21 protein-coding genes are annotated in these 19,490 nt (G+C 70.0%); 13 read left to right on the plus strand and 8 right to left on the minus strand.

Annotated features, from left to right (window positions below; all coding sequences use genetic code 11):
• Positions 1 to 7 precede the first annotated feature (7 nt).
• From RMP09_RS12760 to RMP09_RS12795, 8 genes are all read left to right on the plus strand, one after another.
• Complete coding sequence (locus RMP09_RS12760; protein ID WP_310566350.1) at positions 8 to 2,032, plus strand: ribonucleoside triphosphate reductase; 2,025 nt, start codon at positions 8 to 10, stop codon at positions 2,030 to 2,032.
• A 35-nt stretch (positions 2,033 to 2,067) separates the two neighbouring features.
• Positions 2,068 to 2,259 carry an anaerobic ribonucleoside-triphosphate reductase gene (gene nrdD / locus RMP09_RS12765; protein ID WP_310566351.1) on the plus strand — a complete coding sequence of 64 codons (192 nt, stop codon included), beginning with the start codon at positions 2,068 to 2,070 and terminating at the stop codon, positions 2,257 to 2,259.
• Positions 2,252 to 2,953: an anaerobic ribonucleoside-triphosphate reductase activating protein gene (locus RMP09_RS12770; RefSeq protein ID WP_409559723.1), complete on the plus strand. Its 702-nt coding sequence runs from the start codon at positions 2,252 to 2,254 to the stop codon at positions 2,951 to 2,953. The genes nrdD and RMP09_RS12770 overlap by 8 nt, the downstream gene beginning before the upstream one ends.
• 168 nt (positions 2,954 to 3,121) lie before the next feature.
• The gene (locus RMP09_RS12775; RefSeq protein ID WP_310566353.1) at positions 3,122 to 3,751 is read left to right on the plus strand and encodes a PepSY domain-containing protein; all 630 of its coding nucleotides are present in this window, start codon (positions 3,122 to 3,124) and stop codon (positions 3,749 to 3,751) included.
• Between the two features lie 149 nt (positions 3,752 to 3,900).
• A complete protein-coding gene (locus RMP09_RS12780) occupies positions 3,901 to 4,440 on the plus strand; it encodes an iron transporter (RefSeq protein ID WP_310566354.1) in 540 nt (179 codons plus the stop codon).
• A gap of 122 nt (positions 4,441 to 4,562) precedes the next feature.
• Entirely contained in the window at positions 4,563 to 4,877 is a 315-nt protein-coding gene (locus RMP09_RS12785) for a cupredoxin domain-containing protein (protein ID WP_409559724.1), read from the plus strand.
• Positions 4,878 to 5,007: 130 nt separating this feature from the next.
• Positions 5,008 to 5,847 carry an FTR1 family protein gene (locus tag RMP09_RS12790; RefSeq protein ID WP_310566356.1) on the plus strand — a complete coding sequence of 280 codons (840 nt, stop codon included), beginning with the start codon at positions 5,008 to 5,010 and terminating at the stop codon, positions 5,845 to 5,847.
• A 112-nt stretch (positions 5,848 to 5,959) separates the two neighbouring features.
• Positions 5,960 to 7,285, plus strand: a complete 1,326-nt coding sequence (locus RMP09_RS12795; RefSeq protein WP_310566370.1) for a 4Fe-4S binding protein — start codon at positions 5,960 to 5,962, stop codon at positions 7,283 to 7,285.
• Between the two features lie 28 nt (positions 7,286 to 7,313).
• Here the strand turns inward: RMP09_RS12795 and ubiD are convergent, their stop codons facing one another.
• From ubiD to RMP09_RS12830, 7 genes are all read right to left on the minus strand, one after another.
• On the minus strand, positions 7,314 to 8,798 hold the full coding sequence (ubiD, locus tag RMP09_RS12800) for a 4-hydroxy-3-polyprenylbenzoate decarboxylase (protein WP_310566357.1): 1,485 nt from the start codon (positions 8,796 to 8,798) through the stop codon (positions 7,314 to 7,316).
• 106 nt (positions 8,799 to 8,904) lie between these two features.
• Positions 8,905 to 9,510 (minus strand): UbiX family flavin prenyltransferase, encoded by a 606-nt coding sequence (locus RMP09_RS12805; protein ID WP_310566358.1) that lies wholly within the window; start codon positions 9,508 to 9,510, stop codon positions 8,905 to 8,907.
• The gene (locus RMP09_RS12810; RefSeq protein ID WP_310566359.1) at positions 9,491 to 9,901 is read right to left on the minus strand and encodes a putative zinc-binding protein; all 411 of its coding nucleotides are present in this window, start codon (positions 9,899 to 9,901) and stop codon (positions 9,491 to 9,493) included. The genes RMP09_RS12805 and RMP09_RS12810 overlap by 20 nt, the downstream gene beginning before the upstream one ends.
• Complete coding sequence (locus RMP09_RS12815; RefSeq protein WP_310566360.1) at positions 9,888 to 10,394, minus strand: SCP2 domain-containing protein; 507 nt, start codon at positions 10,392 to 10,394, stop codon at positions 9,888 to 9,890. Before RMP09_RS12815 ends, RMP09_RS12810 begins: the two co-directional genes overlap by 14 nt.
• A 15-nt stretch (positions 10,395 to 10,409) precedes the next feature.
• On the minus strand, positions 10,410 to 11,027 hold the full coding sequence (gene trhA, locus RMP09_RS12820; protein WP_310566361.1) for a PAQR family membrane homeostasis protein TrhA: 618 nt from the start codon (positions 11,025 to 11,027) through the stop codon (positions 10,410 to 10,412).
• 3 nt (positions 11,028 to 11,030) lie between these two features.
• Positions 11,031 to 11,957: a U32 family peptidase gene (locus RMP09_RS12825; RefSeq protein ID WP_310566362.1), complete on the minus strand. Its 927-nt coding sequence runs from the start codon at positions 11,955 to 11,957 to the stop codon at positions 11,031 to 11,033.
• Positions 11,958 to 12,097: 140 nt separating this feature from the next.
• Positions 12,098 to 13,096 (minus strand): peptidase U32 family protein, encoded by a 999-nt coding sequence (locus tag RMP09_RS12830; protein ID WP_310566363.1) that lies wholly within the window; start codon positions 13,094 to 13,096, stop codon positions 12,098 to 12,100.
• Between the two features lie 442 nt (positions 13,097 to 13,538).
• Here RMP09_RS12830 and RMP09_RS12835 point away from each other — a divergent pair, with 442 nt between their 5' ends.
• The 5 genes from RMP09_RS12835 (at position 13,539) to RMP09_RS12855 (ending at position 19,174) form a co-directional block, all read left to right on the plus strand.
• Positions 13,539 to 15,986 (plus strand): adenosylcobalamin-dependent ribonucleoside-diphosphate reductase, encoded by a 2,448-nt coding sequence (locus RMP09_RS12835; protein ID WP_409559722.1) that lies wholly within the window; start codon positions 13,539 to 13,541, stop codon positions 15,984 to 15,986.
• A 190-nt stretch (positions 15,987 to 16,176) separates the two neighbouring features.
• Positions 16,177 to 17,460: an NnrS family protein gene (locus RMP09_RS12840; RefSeq protein WP_310566365.1), complete on the plus strand. Its 1,284-nt coding sequence runs from the start codon at positions 16,177 to 16,179 to the stop codon at positions 17,458 to 17,460.
• 10 nt (positions 17,461 to 17,470) lie between these two features.
• Complete coding sequence (locus RMP09_RS12845; protein WP_310566366.1) at positions 17,471 to 18,076, plus strand: nitroreductase family protein; 606 nt, start codon at positions 17,471 to 17,473, stop codon at positions 18,074 to 18,076.
• Positions 18,073 to 18,636: a hemerythrin domain-containing protein gene (locus RMP09_RS12850; RefSeq protein ID WP_310566367.1), complete on the plus strand. Its 564-nt coding sequence runs from the start codon at positions 18,073 to 18,075 to the stop codon at positions 18,634 to 18,636. Before RMP09_RS12845 ends, RMP09_RS12850 begins: the two co-directional genes overlap by 4 nt.
• Positions 18,637 to 18,709: 73 nt before the next feature.
• Positions 18,710 to 19,174, plus strand: a complete 465-nt coding sequence (locus RMP09_RS12855; protein WP_310566368.1) for a DUF4265 domain-containing protein — start codon at positions 18,710 to 18,712, stop codon at positions 19,172 to 19,174.
• A gap of 121 nt (positions 19,175 to 19,295) precedes the next feature.
• Here the strand turns inward: RMP09_RS12855 and RMP09_RS12860 are convergent.
• The coding region (locus tag RMP09_RS12860; protein ID WP_310566369.1) for a fumarylacetoacetate hydrolase family protein at positions 19,296 to 19,490 on the minus strand (195 nt) is incomplete at its 5' end.

A 19,490-nucleotide genomic window follows, 5' to 3' on the forward strand; every position in this document is an offset into this window, starting at 1 on the left:
GAGCCCGATGGAGGACGCCATGGTGGTCAGTTTGCCGCGCGAGGTGGTCAAACGCAGTGGTCAGCGCGAGCCGTTCAATGCCCATAAGATCGGCGCGGCGCTCGCCCGCGCCGGGGCCGCCAGCGGCGAGTTCGACGAGCCGGAGGCCGCGCTGCTGTGCGCGCAGGTGGTCAAGGTGCTGATCCACCGCTTCCGTGGCGAGGCGCCGCACATCGAGCAGGTGCAGGACGTGGTCGAGCAGACGCTGATCGCGGCCAACCATTTCAAGACGGCGCGCGCCTACATCGTCTACCGCGAACAGCACGCCACGCTGCGCGCCGACAAACAAACGCTGGTGGATGTGGAAAGTTCCATCAACGAATACCTCACGCGCGCCGACTGGCGCGTCAACGCCAACGCCAACCAGGGCTACTCGCTGGGCGGCCTGATCCTCAACGTGGCCGGCAAGGTCACGGCCAACTACTGGCTCTCGCACGTCTACACGCCCGAGATCGGCGCGGCCCACCGCGAAGGCGACATCCACATCCACGACCTCGACATGCTCAGCGGCTACTGCGCCGGCTGGTCGCTGCGCACCCTGCTCAACGAGGGCCTCAATGGGGTGCCGGGCAAGGTGGAGTCGGGGCCGCCCAGGCACATGTCCTCGGCCGTGGGGCAGATCGTCAACTTTCTGGGCACGCTGCAGAACGAGTGGGCCGGCGCACAGGCCTTCTCGTCCTTCGACACCTACATGGCGCCCTATGTGCGGCAAGACGGCATGGATTACCCCGCCGTGCGCCAGTGCATCCAGGAGCTGGTCTACAACCTCAACGTGCCCTCGCGCTGGGGCACGCAGACGCCCTTCACCAACCTCACCTTCGACTGGGTCTGCCCCGAGGACCTGCGCGAGCAGGTGCCTGTGATCGGTGGCCGCGAGATGCCGTTCTGCTACGGCGAGCTGCAGGCCGAGATGGACCTGATCAACCGCGCCTACATCGAGGTCATGACCGAGGGTGACGCCAAGGGCCGGGTCTTCACCTTTCCCATCCCGACCTACAACATCACGCCCGATTTCCCCTGGGAGAGCGAGAACGCGCGGCGCCTGTTCGACATGACGGCCAAGTACGGCCTGCCCTACTTCCAGAATTTCATCAACTCCGAGCTGCAGCCGAACATGGTGCGCTCCATGTGCTGCCGCCTGCAGCTCGATCTGCGCGAGCTGCTCAAGCGTGGCAACGGCCTGTTCGGCAGCGCCGAGCAGACCGGCAGCCTGGGCGTGGTCACGGTCAACTGCGCGCGCCTGGGGCATCTGCATGCGGGCGACGAAGCCGGCCTGCTGGCCGCGCTGGACCGGTTGCTGGAGCTGGGCAAGCAGAGCCTGGAGACCAAGCGCAAGCTGATCCAGCGCCTGATGGACCAGGGCCTGTTCCCCTACACCAAGCGCTACCTGGGCACGCTGCGCAACCACTTCAGCACCCTGGGCGTGAACGGCATCAACGAGATGCTGCGCAACTTCACGGGGGATGCCCACGACATCACCACCGACGAGGGCCAGGCCTTCGCGCTGCGTTTCCTCGACCACGTGCGCGCGCGCATCGTCGCCTTTCAAGAAGAGACCGGCCACCTCTACAACCTGGAGGCCACACCGGCCGAAGGCACGACCTACCGCTTCGCGCGCGAAGACCGCAAGCGCTGGCCCACGATCCTGCAGGCCGGCACCGCCGAGCAGCCCTACTACACCAACTCCTCGCAGCTGCCGGTGGGTTTCACCGACGACCCCTTCGAGGCGCTGGAGCGCCAGGCCCCGCTGCAGCGCCAGTACACCGGCGGCACCGTGCTGCACCTCTACATGGGCGAGCGCCTGACCAGCGGCGAGGCCTGTCGCGCCCTGGTGCAGCGGGCCCTGACGAACCACCGCCTGCCCTACATCACCGTCACGCCCACCTTCTCCATTTGCCCGACCCACGGCTACCTCGCCGGCGAACACCCGTTCTGCCCGGTCTGCGACGAAGAGAAGCTGGCCGCCAAGCGCCGGCAACTGATGGCGGCCTGAGATCCCGTTAGTCAACCCCCCAAGGAGGAAAACCTGTGAGCCCATCGACCCCATCCACCGCCGCACCCACCACCGCCGACCCGACCCTGCGCGACGACGAACGCCAGCCCTGCGAGGTCTGGACCCGCGTCATGGGCTACCACCGCCCGGTCAGCAGCTTCAACCGCGGCAAGCAGGGCGAACACGCCGAGCGCCAGTTCTTTACGGAACCTGGATGTGCTGGTTGAGGCGCTGCCCGATGCGCCGCCGCAGGGGGCCGATGCCCTGCGCATCGGTGGCCTGACGCGGCTGACCGGCGTCGACTTCCCCGGCCGGCTGGCGGCGGTGGTGTTCCTGCAGGGCTGCCCCTGGCGCTGCGGCTACTGCCACAACCCGGCCCTGCTGGACGCGGCCGTGCCCGGCGCGCTGGCCTGGTCGGCGGTGCGGGCCTTTCTGCAGCAGCGCCGCGGCCTGCTCGACGGCGTGGTGTTTTCCGGCGGCGAGCCCACGCTGCAGGCGGCCCTGGTCCCGGCGCTGGCCGAGGTGCGGGCGCTGGGGTTTGCCACCGGCCTGCACACCGGCGGCATGTACCCGGAACGCCTGGCGCAGGCCCTGCCGCAGCTGGACTGGGTGGGCCTGGACGTCAAGGCGCCGGCGCAGCGTTACGACGCCATCACGGGCACACCGGGCAGCGGCGCGCGGGCGGCACAGAGCCTGCGCCTGCTGCTGGACAGTGGCGTGGCGCTGGAGTGCCGCACCACCTGGCACGCCGGCCTGTTCGGCCGCGACGGGCTGTTCCGGCTGGCCGACGCGCTGGCGGCTCAGTCGGTGCCGCACTGGGTGCTGCAGGCCTGCAGCGGCCAGGGCCGGCCGCAGGACAACCTGTCGGCCAGCGATCTGGCGGACTTGGGGGCGCGGTTCCCGCGTTTTGAATGCCGGTAGGGCCGGTTCGCACCTGAAAAGACAGAGACAACAGGCCCTGGCCGCCGGCGCCCGCCACCGGGTCGGGCGTCGGGCCCGGGCGGCGCGGCCCGTCCAGAGTGGGGTGTGGTTTGGGTATGATTGGTAATGCGAATGAATTGCATTTGCATCAATTATCCCCATCTCATCATGAAAATCCCCGCCTCCGCAGGGCAGCGCCACCCGGATGCGCTGACCCGCTTCGCCAAGTTCTCCCGCCTCACCCACAAATGGATGTCCGTCTTCCTCGGCCTGGTGCTGCTGGTTGTCGCGCTGTCGGGCCTGTTCCTGACCTTCAAGAAAGACCTGGAGTACCTGCAGCCGGCCTCGCGCAAGGGCGACCAGGGCGAGTTCAGCCAGTTCCTGCCGGTGCAGCGCGTCGCGGAGATCGTGCTGGAGCTGCGGCTGCCGGAGGCCCAGTCGCTGGACGACATCAACCGCCTTGAGCTGCGCCCGGGCAAACGCATGTGGAAGGTGCGCCTGGAAGCGGGTTCCGCCTTCAGCTCGCCGCGGGAACTGCAGATCGATGCGGTCAGCGGCAAGCTGCTCAACGACGGGCTGCGCGGCGACCAGCTGTGGATGGACGTGCACGCCTTCATGGTCTTCGGCGATGTCGCCAAGTACGTTGCCATGGTCCTGAGTGGCCTCACCCTGTTCTGGCTGATCCTGACCGGCTACTACCTGTTCTTCTACCCCTACTGGGTCAAGGCCCGCAAGGCGCGGCGGGCCCCGGGGCGCGCCGCCGCCGAGCCCGGGCTGGCCGCCGAACAGGCGGGCTGAGCGCCGGAACGCGGCCGGCAGACGCCCCGCTGCGGCCGCGCTCGGACGGCCCGAAGCTTGATCTGTGTCAAGTAAATAAGAGTGATTCTTGTTTAATATGCGCATCACACCGGGCCCGTGGCCCGTGTCCCAACCACCCAGGAACTTTCATGAAACCCATCACCTTCCTCGTCACGCTCGCGGCCGGCGCCGCCCTGACCTTCGCCGCCCAGGCCAAGGAATTCCCGATCGGCAAGCCGCACAAGCTCGCCGGCATGGAGATCGCGGCGGTCTACCTGGCGCCAATCAAGATGGAGCCCGAGGGCATGATGCGCAAAGCCGAAGAATCGGACGTCCATCTGGAGGCCGACATCCACGCCCTCAAGGACAACCCGAATGGCTTCGAGGAAGGCGCCTGGATGCCGCACCTGACCATCGATTTCGAGCTGGTCAAAGTGGGCACAACCGAGAAAGTCAGCGGGCACTTCATGCCCATGGTGGCCTCCGACGGCCCGCACTACGGCGACAACGTCAAGCTGATGGGCCCGGGCAAGTACAAGCTGACCTTCCGCATCAGCCCGCCCGGCGGCAACGCCGCGCACTTTGGCCGCCACACCGACAAGGAAACCGGCGTCGGCCCCTGGTTCAAGCCCTTCGACGTGAGCTACGAGTTCACCTACGCGGGCACGGGCAAGAAGGGCGGTTACTGATGGCCCACCCCTGCCGCGCTGCGCGCGACCCCCTCAAGGGGGCGATGCCTGTGGCCCGGCGAAGCCGGTTCCACGGCATCTCTGGATGGGGAGGCTCGCGTGCCGGGTGGTTGACCCGGTCGCTGGTGGCGCTGCTCTTGGGTTCGGCGCTGGGGCTGGCCTGGGCGGACGACATGCCGACCTTCCGGCTGACGGCGCGCGAGGGGCGCTTCGAGCCGGCCGAGCTGGTGGTGCCGCAGGGGGTGAAGTTCCGGCTGGAGATCACCAACGCCGGGCGCGACCCGGTGGAGTTCGAGAGCCTAGAGCTGCGCAAGGAAAAGGTGCTCGCGCCGGGCGTGACCTCAACCCTGGTGTTCCGGCCGATGGCGCCGGGGCGCTACCGCTTCTTCGACGATTTTCACCAGACCACGGGCCAGGGCGCCATCGTGGCGAAATGATGTGCTGCACCCCCCTGCGCCGCTTCCACGGGTGCCCTGGCATGCAGCCACCCGCACCGGATGCGGATCGGCACGCTGCGTTTCCGGGTCGCCAGAAGCTGTGCGTCATGGATCACTGAGGTAAGAACGCATGGGCGACGTCATCTTCATCACCTGGCGCGAGAGCGTCGAAGCGCTGCTGGTGGTCGGCATCCTGCGCGCCTGGCTCAACGAGCGGCCGGACCGGGCCTGGGGCCTGCGCTGGCTCTGGGGCGGCGTGGCGCTGGGGCTGGCCGCCGCGCTGGCGCTGGCGCTGCTCATGCTGGGCGCGGCCAGCCTGCTCGACGGCGAGGCCGGTGAGTGGTTCCAGGCCGCCATGGTGCTGGTGGCGGCGGCGCTGATCCTGCAGATGGTGGGCTGGATGCGCCGCCACGGCCGCGGCCTGCGCCAGGACCTCGAACACGAGGCCGCCGGCCAGCTGGCGCGCGCCAGCGGCTGGGGCATCGCGTTGCTGGCGGCGCTGGCGATCGCGCGCGAGGGCAGCGAGACCGTGGTCTTCCTCTACGGCGTGGCCGGTCGCCACGAGGGCGCCGGCCGGCTGGCTTTTGCGGCCTCGGCGCTGCTGGGCCTGGCGCTGGCGCTGGCGAGCTTCTGGCTGCTGCAGTCGGGCCGGCGCTGGATGTCGTGGCGCAGCTTTTTCCGTTTCAGCGAACGGCTGCTGTTGCTGCTGGCCGCGTCCCTGTGGGTCAACGCGCTGGACCGGCTGATCTCGCTGGACGTGCTGCCCACGCTGGTGGACCCGGTCTGGAACACCGCCGACTGGCTGGACGACAGCGGTGCCGTGGGCGGCCTGGTCGCGGCCCTGACCGGCTACCGGGCCCAGCCGGCGCTGATCACGGTGTTGGCCTACCTCGGGTTCTGGATCGGCGTGGCCCTGCTGCTGCGCCCGGGCGCGTCGGCGACCGCCGCGACCGCGCGGGCCGCTGCGTGAGGTACCGGTGAACACCCGCTGTGCCGTGGAACCGGGGGCGACCGCAGCGTCGGCGCCGCTGCATTTCGTGCCGCGCCGGCCGGCCGGCGCGCTGGTGGCCCTGGGCGACGGCATGCGGCGCCACGGCCGCCTGATCCGCGGCATCCAGTGGGCGATCGTGCTGTTCTACGCCGTGCTGGTGGTGCTGCCGGCCTTCCTGCCGCTGCCCGACGACGAGGCGCGCATCCTCGACAACCTCAGCCTGTTCGCGCAGTTCCTGTTCTGGGGCATCTGGTGGCCCTTCGTGCTGCTGAGCATGGTGCTGGTCGGGCGGGTGTGGTGCGGCGTGTTCTGCCCCGAGGGCGCGCTCAGCGAGGCGGTCAGCCGGCACGGGCGCGGCCGTGGCATCCCGCGCTGGGTGCGCTGGGGCGGCTGGCCCTGCACCGCCTTCGTCATCACCACCGTCTACGGCCAGCTGGTCAGCGTCTACCAGTACCCGCAGGCGGCGCTGCTGGTGCTGGGCGGCTCCACCGTCGCGGCGGTGGCGGTGGGCTACATGTACGGGCGCGGCAAGCGGGTCTGGTGCCGCCACCTGTGTCCGGTCAGTGGCGTGTTCGGTCTGCTGGCGCGCCTGGCGCCGCTGCATTTCCGGGTCGACCGCGCGCGCTGGGAGGCGCGCACCGGTGGCATCGTGGCGCTGCCCAACTGCGCGCCGCTCATCGACATCCGCCGCATGGAAGGCGGCTCGGCCTGCCACATGTGCGGCCGCTGCAGCGGCCAGCGCGACGCGGTGTCGCTGGCGCTGCGGGCGCCGGGGCTGGAGATCGCGGTGAACGGCCAGCGCGCCGCCACCGGCTGGGACACGGCGCTGCTGCTGTTCGGCCTGATCGGCGTGGCCATGGGCGCCTTCCACTGGAGCGCCAGCCCCTGGTTCGTCACGCTGCGGGTGGCGGCCGCCGACTGGCTGATCGAACACGGCGGCCTGTGGATGCTGGCCGACAACGCGCCCTGGTGGCTGCTGACGCACTACCCGCAGAACCACGACAGCTTCAGCTGGCTCGACGGTGCCCTGATCACCGGCTACATCCTGGGCACGGCGCTGCTCGTGGGCGGCGCGCTGTACGCGCTGTGTGTGGCCGCCACGCGCGGGCTCGGTCGCCCTGCGGCGCGCCACCACCTGGCGCTGGCCTATGTGCCGCTGGGCGGCTGTGGTGTGTTCCTGGGGCTGTCGATGACCACGCTGACCCTGCTGCGGCACGAAGGCCTGGCGCTGCCCTGGGTCGACGCGGCGCGGGCCGCGCTGCTGGCGGGCGCGGTGGGCTGGAGCCTGTGGCTGGCCTGGCGCAGCAGCGCCGCGCACAGCGCCTCGCTGCCGCGGCGGCTGGCGGCCCTGCTGACGATTGCGGTCGGTGCGGCGCTGATCGCCGGCGGCTGGGGTCTGCTGTTCTTCGTCTGGTGACGGCCTGGGGGCGTTTGCCGCGCCGGGTTCACAGCCCCAGCTGCGCCGCCAACGTGTCCATGCGCTGTCGCACCGCCGGGTCCATGGCCATCACCCGACCCCATTCGCGCGTGGTCTCGCCGGGCCACTTGTTGGTCGCGTCCAGGCCCATCTTGCTGCCCAGGCCGCTGACGGGCGAGGCGAAGTCCAGGTAGTCGATGGGCGTGTGTTCGATGGTGAACGTGTCGCGCGCCGGGTCCATGCGCGTGCTCATGGCCCAGACCACGTCCTTCCAGTCGCGCACATCGATGTCCTCGTCCACCACGACGATGAACTTGGTGTACATGAACTGGCGCAGGTGGCTCCAGACGCCCATCATCACGCGCCGCGCGTGGCCGGCGTAGGCCTTGCGGATGCTCACCACCGCCATGCGGTAACTGCAGGCCTCGGGCGGCAGGTGGAAGTCCACGATCTCGGGGAACTGGCGCTGCAGCAGCGGGATGAACAGCTCATTCATCGCCACACCCAGCACCGCGGGTTCGTCGGGCGGCTTGCCGGTGTAGGTCGAGTGGTAAATGGCGTCCTGGCGCATGGTGATGCGCTCGACCGTGAAGACCGGGAACTCGGCGCGTTCGTTGTAGTAGCCGGTGTGGTCGCCGTAGGGGCCTTCGAGCGCGTGCTGCCAGCCGCTGGGGTGGGCCGGGTCGGGGTGGATGTGGCCTTCGAGCACGATCTCGGCCGACGCCGGCACCCGCAGCGGCACGCCGATGGCCGGAACCACCTCGGTGCGGGCGCCGCGCAGCAGGCCGGCGAACTGGTATTCGGAGAGGCTGTCGGGCACCGGCGTCACCGCGCCCAGCACGGTGGCCGGGTCGGCGCCGATGGCGACCGCCACCGGGTAGGGCTGGTCGGGGTGCAGGCGGCCGTGTTCGCGGAAGTCCTGCGCGCCGCCGCGGTGCGCCAGCCAGCGCATGATCAGCTGGTTGCGCGACAGCACCTGCTGGCGGTAGATGCCCAGGTTCTGGCGCGGCTTGTGCGGCCCTTGTGTGATGACCAGGCCCCAGGTGATGAGCGGCGCCACGTCGCCCGGCCAGCAGTGCTGGATCGGCAGGCGCGCCAGGTCCACGTCCTCGCCCTCGATCACCACCGCCTGGCAGGGCGCGTGGCGCAGCTCGCGCGGGCTCATGTGCCAGAGCGACTTGAGCAGATCGCCCAGGCCCGCCATCTCGCGCAGGCCACGCGGCGCCTCGGGTTCCTTCAGCCGCGCCAGCACCTCGCCGAAGCGGCGCAGCTCGCCCACGTCGGCCACGCCCATGGCGCGCGCCACGCGCGCCGTGGTGCCGAACAGGTTGGCCAGCACCGGCAGGGTGTGGCCGCTCGGGTGCTCGAACAGCAGGGCCGGGCCGCCCGCGCGCAGCACGCGGTCGCACAGCGCGGTCATCTCCAGGTGCGGCGAGACCGGCTCGCTGATGCGCCGCAGTTCGCCGGCGGTTTCGAGTTGCGCGATGAAGTCGCGCAGGTCTTTGTAGGTCATTCGGAAGCACCCCCTGCGCCGCTTCGCGTCTTCCCCCTCAAGGGGGACCCCACCAGTGGCCCGGCAAAGCCGGTTCCACGGTGGGTGCTGGGGAATGCGGGCGCCCTCATGCCAGCTCGGTGCCGCATTCCAGTCCTTGCCAGCGCGCGCTCAGTGTGTGCGGCACGTCCAGCAGGTCCAGCACCCGCGCTACGCTGGCGTTCACGATGTCGTCGATGGTCTGCGGCCGCAGGTAGAACGCCGGCACGGGAGGGCAGACGATGGCGCCCATCTCGGTCACGGCGGTCATGTTGCGCAGGTGGCCCAGGTGCAGCGGCGTCTCGCGCGCCATCAGCACCAGGCGGCGGCGTTCCTTGAGCATCACGTCGGCCGCGCGCGTGACCAGGTTGTCCGACAGGCCGTGCGCGATGGCCGCGAGCGTGCGCATCGAACACGGCGCGACCACCATGCCGGCGCAGCGGAACGAGCCGCTGGCCGGGCCGGCGCCGATGTCGGCCGCGTCGTGCAGCGTGTGCACCAGCGGGCGCAGGGTCTGGGGGCCGGCGTGCAGCTCGTGGCGCAGGGTCTGCCAGCCGGCGTCGGAGACGACGAGGTGCGTTTCCACGCCCGGCGCGGTCTGCAGCGTCTGCAGCAGGCGCAGGCCGTAGACCGCGCCGCTGGCGCCGGTGATGGCCACCAGCAGGCGGCGGGGTTCAGGGCTGGGCGGGTTCATCCGGGGCGGGGGCGGGTGGGGGCAGCTTCTGCAGGTCGCTGCGCACGCGGAACAGCACGGCCTCGGCCTGCTCGGGGTCGAAGTCTTCGTGCAGGCGCCGGCGCACGCCGTAGATCTGCAGCTGGTGGTGCTGGGTGGGGGCGATGCCGTGGCGCTGCAGGCAGTGGCGCGCGCATTCGAGCGGGCAGCCGTCGAGCACCACGATCTGGCGACCCGACTGCGCGGTCTTGAGCAGCTGCGGCACGTCGCCGCCCACGCCGGCGATGCAGGACATCTCGGCCAGGCCGGTGCGGTCCAGCCGCACCGCCACGTGGTTGGCCAGCTGCGCCGCGCTGGAGCTGCCCGAACAGGCGTAGACCAGGGGCAGCGCCGGGCGATCAGCGCGGGCCATGGGTGGAACCAAAGGGGCGCAGCCGCTGCAGCCGTGCGAACACGGCCGACGGGGCCCACTGCGCGGGGTCGAACACCGGCAGCTCCAGCGCGTCGAGCGCGTTCTTGACCACCAGGCCGAGTTCGGTGTCGCCCTCCATCGACAGGCGGCGGTTGAAGAACAGGGTGTCCGGGTCGTCCAGCCGCCGGGCCAGGCGCAGGAAGTCGTGCGCGTGCGCGCTGAGCGTGAGGTCGGCCGCCTGCTGCGGCGGGCAGGCGCGGAACTGGCCGTCCTGCCAGCGGAAGTCAAAACGCAGGCCGGCATCGCGCACGTGGATGCGGATGCGCCGGCCGTTCAGGTGGCTGCCCACGTCGGCCGGCAGCTGGCGCGCCAGCACCAGGTTGAGCCCGGTGACCAGCAGCAGCGAGCCGGGGTAGGGCGGCAGGCGCGCGAGCACCGCGGCCACCGGTGGTGGCACGGTGGGGCGCTGGGGCTGGGCAAAGCGGTGGTTCATGGCGGGCGGTGGCGGTCAGGCCACGTAGAGCAGGAAGGTGAAGAAGTGGCAGGCGCTGCCGCCGAGCACGAAGAGGTGCCAGATGCCGTGGCTGTGGCGCAGGCGGTGGTCGGCGACGTAGAAGGCGATGCCGCCGGTGTAGAGCGCGCCGCCCGCGGCCAGCCAGGCGAAACCGTCCGGCCCCAGGGCGCGCCACAGCGGCACCACCGCCACCAGCGTCAGCCAGCCCATGAGCACGTAGATCACCAGCGACAGCACGCGAGCGCCGCGCGCCAGCCAGACCTCCTGCGCGATGCCCAGCAGCGCCAGCGACCAGACCACGCCCAGCAGCGACCAGCCCCAGGGCCCGCGCAGCGAGACCAGGGCGAAGGGCGTGTAGCTGCCCGCGATCAGCAGGTAGATGCCGCAGTGGTCCAGCTTCTGGAACACCGCCTTGGCGCGCCCGCGCAGCGCGTGGTACAGCGTCGAGGCCAGGTAGAGCGCGATCAGCATCGCGCCGTAGACGCTGAAGCCGACGATGCGCCAGGCGTCGCCCTGCAGCGAGGCCTGGGTGATCAGCACCGCCGCGCCGGCCACGGCCAGCACCGCGCCCACCAGGTGGCTGATGCTGTTGAAGCGTTCACCGTGCACCATGGCTCAGGCGGCGACCGCCGCGGCGCTGGGCTCGATGCGGTCCTGCCCCGGCTGGCCGTGCCAGTAGCCGTTGCAGTCGGGGGCGCCGTGTTGCGCCGGGGGCAGCAGCGGCAGCAGGGCCGCGCGGGCCTGGCCGCTGGCCAGTGCGCCGCGGCGCACGGCGTCGTACAGCGCCACCACCTCGGCCGTGTGCTGCGCCTGCGGGCTGATGCGCGCCACGTCCACGCCCAGCGCGACCAGGTCGTCCCAGGCGTCGATCAGGCTGTGCACCCGCGCCGACTGGGTCTGGATGCCGTTGAGCACCAGGAAGTCGGCCTGCTCGCGGGTCTGCAGCATCAGGCCGTCGGGGTGATCGAGGCAGCTGAAGCGGCAGTCGTCCTTGGGCAGGTTGCGGTGGCGCGCGGTGAAGCAGCGGGCCGAAAACGCCAGTGGCAGGCGGCCGTGCGCGAACACCTCGGTCTGCAGGCCGGCGGGGCGCTCGCGCTGCAGCAGGGCCAGGTCGTCGCGTTTCATCTCCAGCGGCGCCACCCAGCGCGTCGCGCCCTGCTCGGCCATCCAGCGCAGTGCGGGCGCGTTGTAAATGTTCAGGTGCGGCCCGGCCACGAAAGGCTTGCGCCCGGCCAGCGCGCCCACCGCGCCCATGTCGTTGGCCTCGACCAGAAAGTCTTCGTTGGCCGCGATCTTCTGCATCGCGCCCACGTCCGAGCCCGATTCGAGCAGCACCAGGGTCGAGAGCACCACCGTCTTGCCGGCCTCGCGCAGCAGCTGCGCCACGTCCAGCCAGTCCGACAGGCGCAGCTCGTGCCGGCGCGAGCAGGTGACCTCGCCGAGGCAGACGATGTCCACCGCCGTCGCGGCCATGGCCTCGTAGAAGTCGAACACCGTGGTGCGCGGCCAGTAGTACTGCAAAGGTCCGAGAGAAAGTTTCATACAGATGCCTGATTCAGAACCGGAGCGCGTGCCCCATCGAGACACACCGCGCAACCGGCTTCGCCGGAGCGCTGGTGTGGTCCTCCCTCCCGCCGAAGGCGAGAGAGGGGGAAGCCGCGCATCGGTGCAGGGGGGTGTCACTATTTCCAGGGACGGTGGTAGGCGCCCAGGGTGTGCTGCTGGCCTTCCGCGACCTGGTCGAGTGCGGCCATCCAGGCGCCCCGGGGCGTGTACTGCTGCGGCTGGGCCGTGCACTGGTCGATCGCCTCGCGCCAGACCTTGGTCACCTGCGCCACGTAGGCCGGGCTGCGCTGGCGGCCTTCGATCTTGATCGCGCGCACGCCCATCTGCGCCAGCTGCGGCAACAGTGAGAGCGTGTTGAGGCTGGTGGGTTCCTCGATCGCGTAGTAATCGTGGTCGTCTTCGACGTCGAAACGGCCCTTGCACAGCGTGGGGTAGCCGGCGCTTTCGCCCGGCGCGTAGCGGTCGATCAGCACGCCGTTCAGGCGCGACTCCAGCCCTTGGGGCGTTTCCTGCCAGCGCACCGCCTTGGCCGGCGAGCACACGCCGTGCGTGTTGGGCGATTCGCCGGTGACGTAGGACGAGAGCGCGCAGCGGCCCTCGACCATCACACACAGGCTGCCGAAGCCGAAGACCTCGATCTCCACCGGCGTCTTCTGCACCAGCAGGCGCACCTGTTCGAGCGAGAGCACGCGCGGCAGCACGGCGCGCGAGATGCCGAACTGCCGGTGGTAGAAGTTGATCGCCTCGTGGTTGGTGGCCGAGCCCTGCACCGAGAGGTGCAGGCGCAGCTGGGGATGCCGCTGCACCGCGTACTGCATCAGGCCGGGGTCGGCCAGGATGACCGCGTCCACGCCCAGCGTGACCGCCTTGTCCAGCGCCTGCTGCCAGCGCTGCGGCTGGCCGGCCTGCGGGTAGGTGTTGATGGCCATGAACACCTGGCAGCCGCGCTGGTGTGCGTAGGCGATGCCCGTGGCGATGCCGGCGTCGTCGAAATTCAGGCCGGCGAAGTTGCGCGCGTTGGTCGCGTCGCGCAGGCCCAGGTAGACGCAGCTGGCGCCGTGGTCAACGGCGGCCTTGAGGGCGGGCAGGCTGCCGGCGGGACAGACAAGATCCATGGCACAAGAGGGGGGGGAAGCCAGACGAAGGCGCGACCTTAGCCGCCGCCCCGCGGCCCGCGCTTGACCCGTGTCAAGGTGCTCATGGCTTGATCTGGCGCAAGTCACGACCCGCCGGGCGCACGCGCGGGCCACCGCCTGGCGCCCGACCGCCACAAACCCCGCCCTCCTTGATGCACCGCAAAGGGGCGCGGGCGGCGCACCGATAGCCTGTGCCGTTTCGCCTGGTGAGAGGTCCAAAATCCTACAAAAAGAGAGGTTTCCTGGGTCCGCTCCCGGCCGACTTTGGCGCAAAATGCAGGCCTTTCCCGCTCCCCTCTCCCCCACCACACCCCTTTGACCGGCAGCCCGCCTCGCGGGTGTGCGTGCGTTGGGCCTGAGCCTTTCTTTTTCTCCCGTTCACTGCCCTCCAGATCCCCCGCCCATGAAACGAGACCACGCCATGCGTCCCCAGGACCTGACCGCGACCCAACCCATCAGCCAGGACGTGCTGGCCGAGAAATACCTGAAACCGGGCGAAACCGGCTTTGAAGACCTGTACCGCCGTGTGGCGCGAGCGCTCGCTTCGGTGGAAAAGCCCGAAGCGCGGGCCGAGTGGGAACAGAAGTTCCTGGACAACCTGCACGCCGGCGCCATCGGCGCGGGCCGCATCATGAGCGCGGCCGGCACCGACATCCAGGCCACGCTGATCAACTGCTTCGTGCAGCCGGTGGGCGACTGCATCCAGGGCGTGGACGCCGACGGTTACCCCGGCATCTACGAAGCCCTGCGCGAAGCCGCCGAAACCATGCGCCGCGGTGGCGGCGTGGGTTACGACTTCTCGCGCATCCGCCCCAAGGGCGCCGAAGTCAAGGGCACGCATTCCATGGCGTCGGGCCCCTGCAGCTACATCAACGTGTTTGACCAGAGCTGCTCCACCGTGGAAAGCGCCGGCGCCCGCCGCGGCGCCCAGATGGGCGTGTTGCGCATCGACCACCCGGACGTGCTGGAATTCATCACCGCCAAGCGCACGCCCGGCCGCTGGAACAACTTCAACGTCTCGGTCGGCGTGTCCGACGCCTTCATGGAAGCCGTCAGCGGCGACCAGCCCTGGGAACTGGTGCACAAGGCCCGCCCCGGCCAGAAGCTGCTGACCCAGGGCGCCTACCAGCGCGGCGACGGCCAGTGGGTCTACCAGACCGTGGCCGCCCGCGAGCTGTGGGACACCATCATGAAGTCGGCCTACGACTTCGCCGAACCCGGCATCCTGTTCCTGGACCGCATCGGCACCGACAACAACCTGCACTACTGCGAGACCATCTCCGCCACCAACCCCTGTGGCGAGCAGCCGCTGCCGCCCTACGGCTGCTGCGACCTTGGTCCCATCATCCTCACCCGCTTCGTGCGCAACCCCTTCGGGTTCGGCGGCACGCCCAGCTTCGACTACGCCGCCTTCGAGGCCGCCGTCGCCACCCAGGTGCGTGCGCTCGACAACGTGCTGGACGTGACCTTCTGGCCGCTGGAGCAGCAGCGCGCTGAATCGGCCGCCAAGCGCCGCATTGGCGTGGGCTTCACCGGCATGGGCAACGCCCTGGCCATGCTGTGCGTGCGCTACGACCGCGAAGACGGCCGCCTGGCCGCCGCGCAAATCGCCGAGCGCATGCGCAACGCCGCCTACCTCGCCTCCATCGAGCTGGCCAAGGAAAAGGGCCGCTTCCCCAAGTTCGACGCCGACGGCTACCTCACGGCCGGCACCTTCGCCAGCCGCCTGCCGGCCGACATCCAGAAGGCCATCCGCAAGCACGGCATCCGCAACAGTCACCTGCTGTCCATCGCGCCCACCGGCACCGTCAGCCTGGCCTTTGCCGACAACGCGTCCAACGGCATCGAGCCGCCGTTCTCGTGGATGTACCGCCGCAAGAAGCGCGAGGCCGACGGCTCCACCAGCGAATACGCGGTGGAAGACCACGCCTGGCGCCTGTTCCGCGAACTCGGCGGCAACGTCGACCAGCTGCCCGAGTACTTCGTCAACGCCCTGGCCATGAGCGCCGGCGAGCACATCGCCATGATGGAAGCGGTGCAGCCCTTCGTGGACACCGCCATCTCCAAGACGGTGAACGTCGCCGCCGACTACCCCTTCGACGACTTCAAGAACCTGTACCTGCAGGCCTGGCGCGCCCGCCTCAAGGGCATGGCCACCTACCGGCCCAACAGCATCCTGGGCTCGGTGCTCGACACCGGCGCCCCCGCGGTGGAAGCCAAGCCGGCCGCACCGGCCGCACCGGCCGTGCCGGCGACCCCGGTGGACCCGATGCGCACCGTGATCGAAAGCCGTCCCAAGGGCGCGCTCTCGGCCGTGGCCGACAAGATCGAGTACTGGACGCAGGAAGGCCACAAGACGCTGTACATCGTGGTCTCGTTCCTGCCGGTGCCCGCCGCCGACGGCAAGGGCACGGTCGAGCGCGCCATCGAGTTCTTCATGCCCGTGGGCCAGAACGGCGAGTCGCAGCAGTGGATCACCTCCACCATGCGCATGCTCTCGCTGGCCGCGCGCGGTGGTTTCCTGGGCCGTGCGCTGTCCGACATGCGCAAGGTCGCCTGGGACCGCGGCCCGGTGCGCCTGGGCACCTACCAGAAGGCCGACGGCACCCACGTGCCGATGTGGCACGACTCCGAAGTCGCCGCCATCGCCTTCGCGCTGCAGAACATCATGGCCCGTCGCAACAAGGCCAGCGACACCGCCGCCGTGAGCACGCCGCACCTGCCGGCCGCCCCCGAGCTGCCCGGCATGGCCACGCCGACCAACGTGATGGCCGGCAAGAAGTGCCCCGAGTGCGGCGCGCACGCCATGATCCGCAAGGACGGCTGCGACTACTGCACCTCCTGCGGCCACCTCGGCAGCTGCGGCTGACGCCACGCCCACACCGCCCCCGGTGGTTCCACCGGTGGGCGGTTTTTTTACGGGTCAAAAGATGCATCCCATATGCACATTAAGGTGATGACCCGCTTCCCCGCCCGACCCGCCGACAATGCACGCAGCGCAGGCGGCCGGGCCGACACCGAGGCCTGCGTGCCCTGTTCCTGACATTCCCGGACCCCCCGTGCCCCTGCCCCGCCCCCCCGTTTCGCGCCCCGCCGCCCCGCCGGCCACCCCCTGGCACTGGGGCCACCTGTGGCTGGCGCCCCACCGCCTGGCCTTTTTCACCGGGGTGCTGCTGCTCATGGCCTCGGGCCTCTGGTGGGCCGCGGTGCAGCTGGACCGCCTGAGCGGTGCACTCGGCCTGTCCTACGCCGTCTCGCCCACGCTCACCCACGCCGCGGTCATGGTGCTGGGCTTCATGCCCCTGTTCTTCGCCGGCTTCCTGTTCACCGCCGGGCCCAAGTGGCTGGGCGTGGCCGGGCCCGAGGCGCGCGACATCACGCCGGCGCTGGCCCTGCAGGCCCTGGGCTGGCTGCTGTGGCTGGCCGGGGCGCACACCCATGTCGCGCTGGCGGCGGCCGGGGCTTTCACCGCCAGCCTGGGGCTGGCCCTGCAGTTCGGGCGGTTCTGGCAACTCTGGTGGCGCAGCCCGGCGACCGACCGCGTGCACGCCACCGTGGTGGCCGTGGGCGGTACGCTGGGCGCGCTGTGCACCGCCGGCCTGGGCGTGGCCCTGCTGCTGGGCGCCGGGCCGGTGGCGCTGGCCCTGGTGCACACGGCGCTGTGGGGCTTCGTCGTCGCCACCTACGTGGCCGTGGCGCACCGCATGATTCCCTTTTTCACCTCCGGCGTGCTGCCCATGATCGAGGTCTGGCGCCCCTTCTGGGTGCTGTGGCTGATGCTCGGCGCGGTGGTGCTGGAAATCGCCTCGGTGTGGCTCATGGTGCTGGGCTGGGGCGAGGGCACGGCCTGGCGCCTGCTGCGCGGCGCGCTGGAACTGGGCCTGGGCGGCGTGCTGGTCTGGCTGGCCTGGGTCTGGGGCCTGGTGCAAAGCCTCAAGGTCCGCCTGCTGGCCATGCTGCACGTGGGTTTTGTGTGGTTCGGCCTGTCGCTGCTGCTTTCGGGCGCGTCGCAATGGCTGCTGGCCGCGGGCGGCGTGCCCACCCTGGGCCTGGGCGCGCTGCACGCGCTCACCATGGGGTTCCTGGGCTCCATCCTGCTGGCCATGGTCACGCGCGTGGCCTGCGGCCACAGCGGTCGCGCCCTGGTGGCCGACGCCACGGTGTGGGGCCTGTTCTGGTGCCTGCAGGCGGCCGTGCTGCTGCGCATCGCCGGCACCCTGCCGCAGGCCGGTGGGGGCTGGCTGCTGGCCGCCGCGCTGCTGTGGGCCGGCACCGTGCTGGTCTGGGGCGGGCGGCTGCTCAACTGGTTCGGCCGGCGGCGCCCCGATGGCCGGCCCGGTTGACAATCCCGGCATGGACACCACCCCCGACTGGGCCGACATGGCGGCCGAACTGATGGGCGCCCGCCAGACCGTGCTGCCCTGGCGGCTGGGCGGGCCCGGGCCCGACGCGGCGCAGCTGCAGGCCATATTGGCCGCCGCGGCCAGCGCGCCCGACCACCGCTGCCTGCAGCCCTGGCGCCTGATCACCGTGGCGCTCGACCAGCGCGAGGCGCTGGCCGAGGTCTTTGCCCAGGCCCTGCTCGAACGCGACCCGCAGGCCGCCCCGCACGAGGTGGCCAAGGCGCGCGACAAGGGCTTTCGTTCGCCCTTCCTGGCCCTGCTGGTGGTGGACGCCGAGAGAGGCGACGCCGACATCGGCCTGGCCGAACGCCTGATCTCGGCCGGGGCCGCGGCGCAGAACATCCTGCTCATGGCTACCGCCCTGGGCTACGGCTCGGCGCTCACCGCCGGGCAGTCGGTGCGCTCGGCCGTGCTGCACCGTTTCTTTGGCCTGCGCGCGAGCGAGCAGGCCGTGTGTTTCATCAACATCGGCACCGCGCTGTCGCACGGCACGGCGCGCGTGCGCCCCGCCGTGGCCGACTACGTCCACGCGCTGGGGGCAGGAAGGTCCGCATGAGCGCCACCAAAGTCCAGATCGGCCTGCCCGGCCACAGCACGCCCGGTGCCGGTTTTGAGGCCCCGTTCGAAATGCTCGACGCCTGCCACGAACGCGTCGAACGCATGCTGCGGCTGATCGGCAAGATCCGCGAACATGTGACAACCCACGGCGCAGACGAGCAGGCCCGCGACGCCGCGCGCGACGTGATGCGTTACTTCGACCAGGCCGGCCCGCACCACCACGAAGACGAAGAACGCCATGTTTTCCCGCCGCTGCTCGCGCAGCGCGACCCGGCCGTGCTCGCCGTGGTCATCCGCCTCAAGCAGGACCACCGCGACATGGCGGTGCAGTGGGCGCAGGTGCGGGCGGCGCTGACCGCATTGGTCGATGCCGGTGACGGCTGGCCGGGTTTTTCGGCCGAAGACCAGCTGCGCTTCGACGCCTACGACGCGCTGTACCGCCGGCACCTGGTGGACGAGAACGGCGTGGTCTACCCGGCGGCGCGCAGGCTCATCCGGGGCGAAACCTTGCAGGCCATGAGCGCGGACATGATGGCGCGGCGGGGTGTGGCGGTCTGAGGGCAGGCGACTTGGTTGAACGACGGCGATTGTGGGTATCCTGCGTTTCGCCGTTTAAATTAAAGTCATCCACATGAGCGACGCATTGCCCAGTGCCAAGGTCCTGTTCCGTGTCCCGAACGACGATGGAACGGCTGAAGTTGAAACGCTTTGGGCATTTCACCTCGGTGGCGATCGATACCGCTTGGACAATCTTCCGTTCTTCGCGTACGGCGTCTCAGTTGCTGATGTGATTCTGGCGCCGCATGTGGAGGAAGAGGGATTCCCGACGTTTCAACAAGTCTTGGAAAAATCGGGCAATCGCACAATCCGTGTCATCTTTGAGCCACCGCTTGCGCCCGGGAACCAATCGCGAGTTCTGCTGGACCAACTTGTGTCACTCGGTGTCGAGTACGAGGGCGCCAATCCAACCTACGTAGTCTTGAACATCCCACCAGAGGTCGACTTTGAAGGAGTAGTGAAAGTGCTGCTCGATGCCCAGGTGCAGTGGGAGCACGCGGACCCGACCTATGATGAAGTCCATGAAAGTGCGGGATAAAAGGTACTTCGACATGGAATTTCAAGGGCTACCCGCGCCTGAGGCGCTTCAATTTCTTGGGTGCCATCAAGTCCGACGTTGACCATCTAACCTCTTTAGGCTGAGTACCCGCGAGCGGCCATTACTCCGCCGACCCCACGCTCAACGCCACTTCCGCCACCCCTTCCACCCGCCCCGTGATCCGGTCCCCGGGCACCACCGCGCCCACGCCTTCGGGCGTGCCGGTGTAGATCAGGTCGCCGGGCTGCAGGTGGTAGAACTGGGACAGGTCGGCGATGATTTCGCGGATGTTCCAGATCAGCTTGTCCACGTCGGA

Origin of the sequence: Hydrogenophaga sp., from assembly GCF_031426985.1 — a bacterium.
GTDB lineage: Bacteria > Pseudomonadota > Gammaproteobacteria > Burkholderiales > Burkholderiaceae_C > Hydrogenophaga.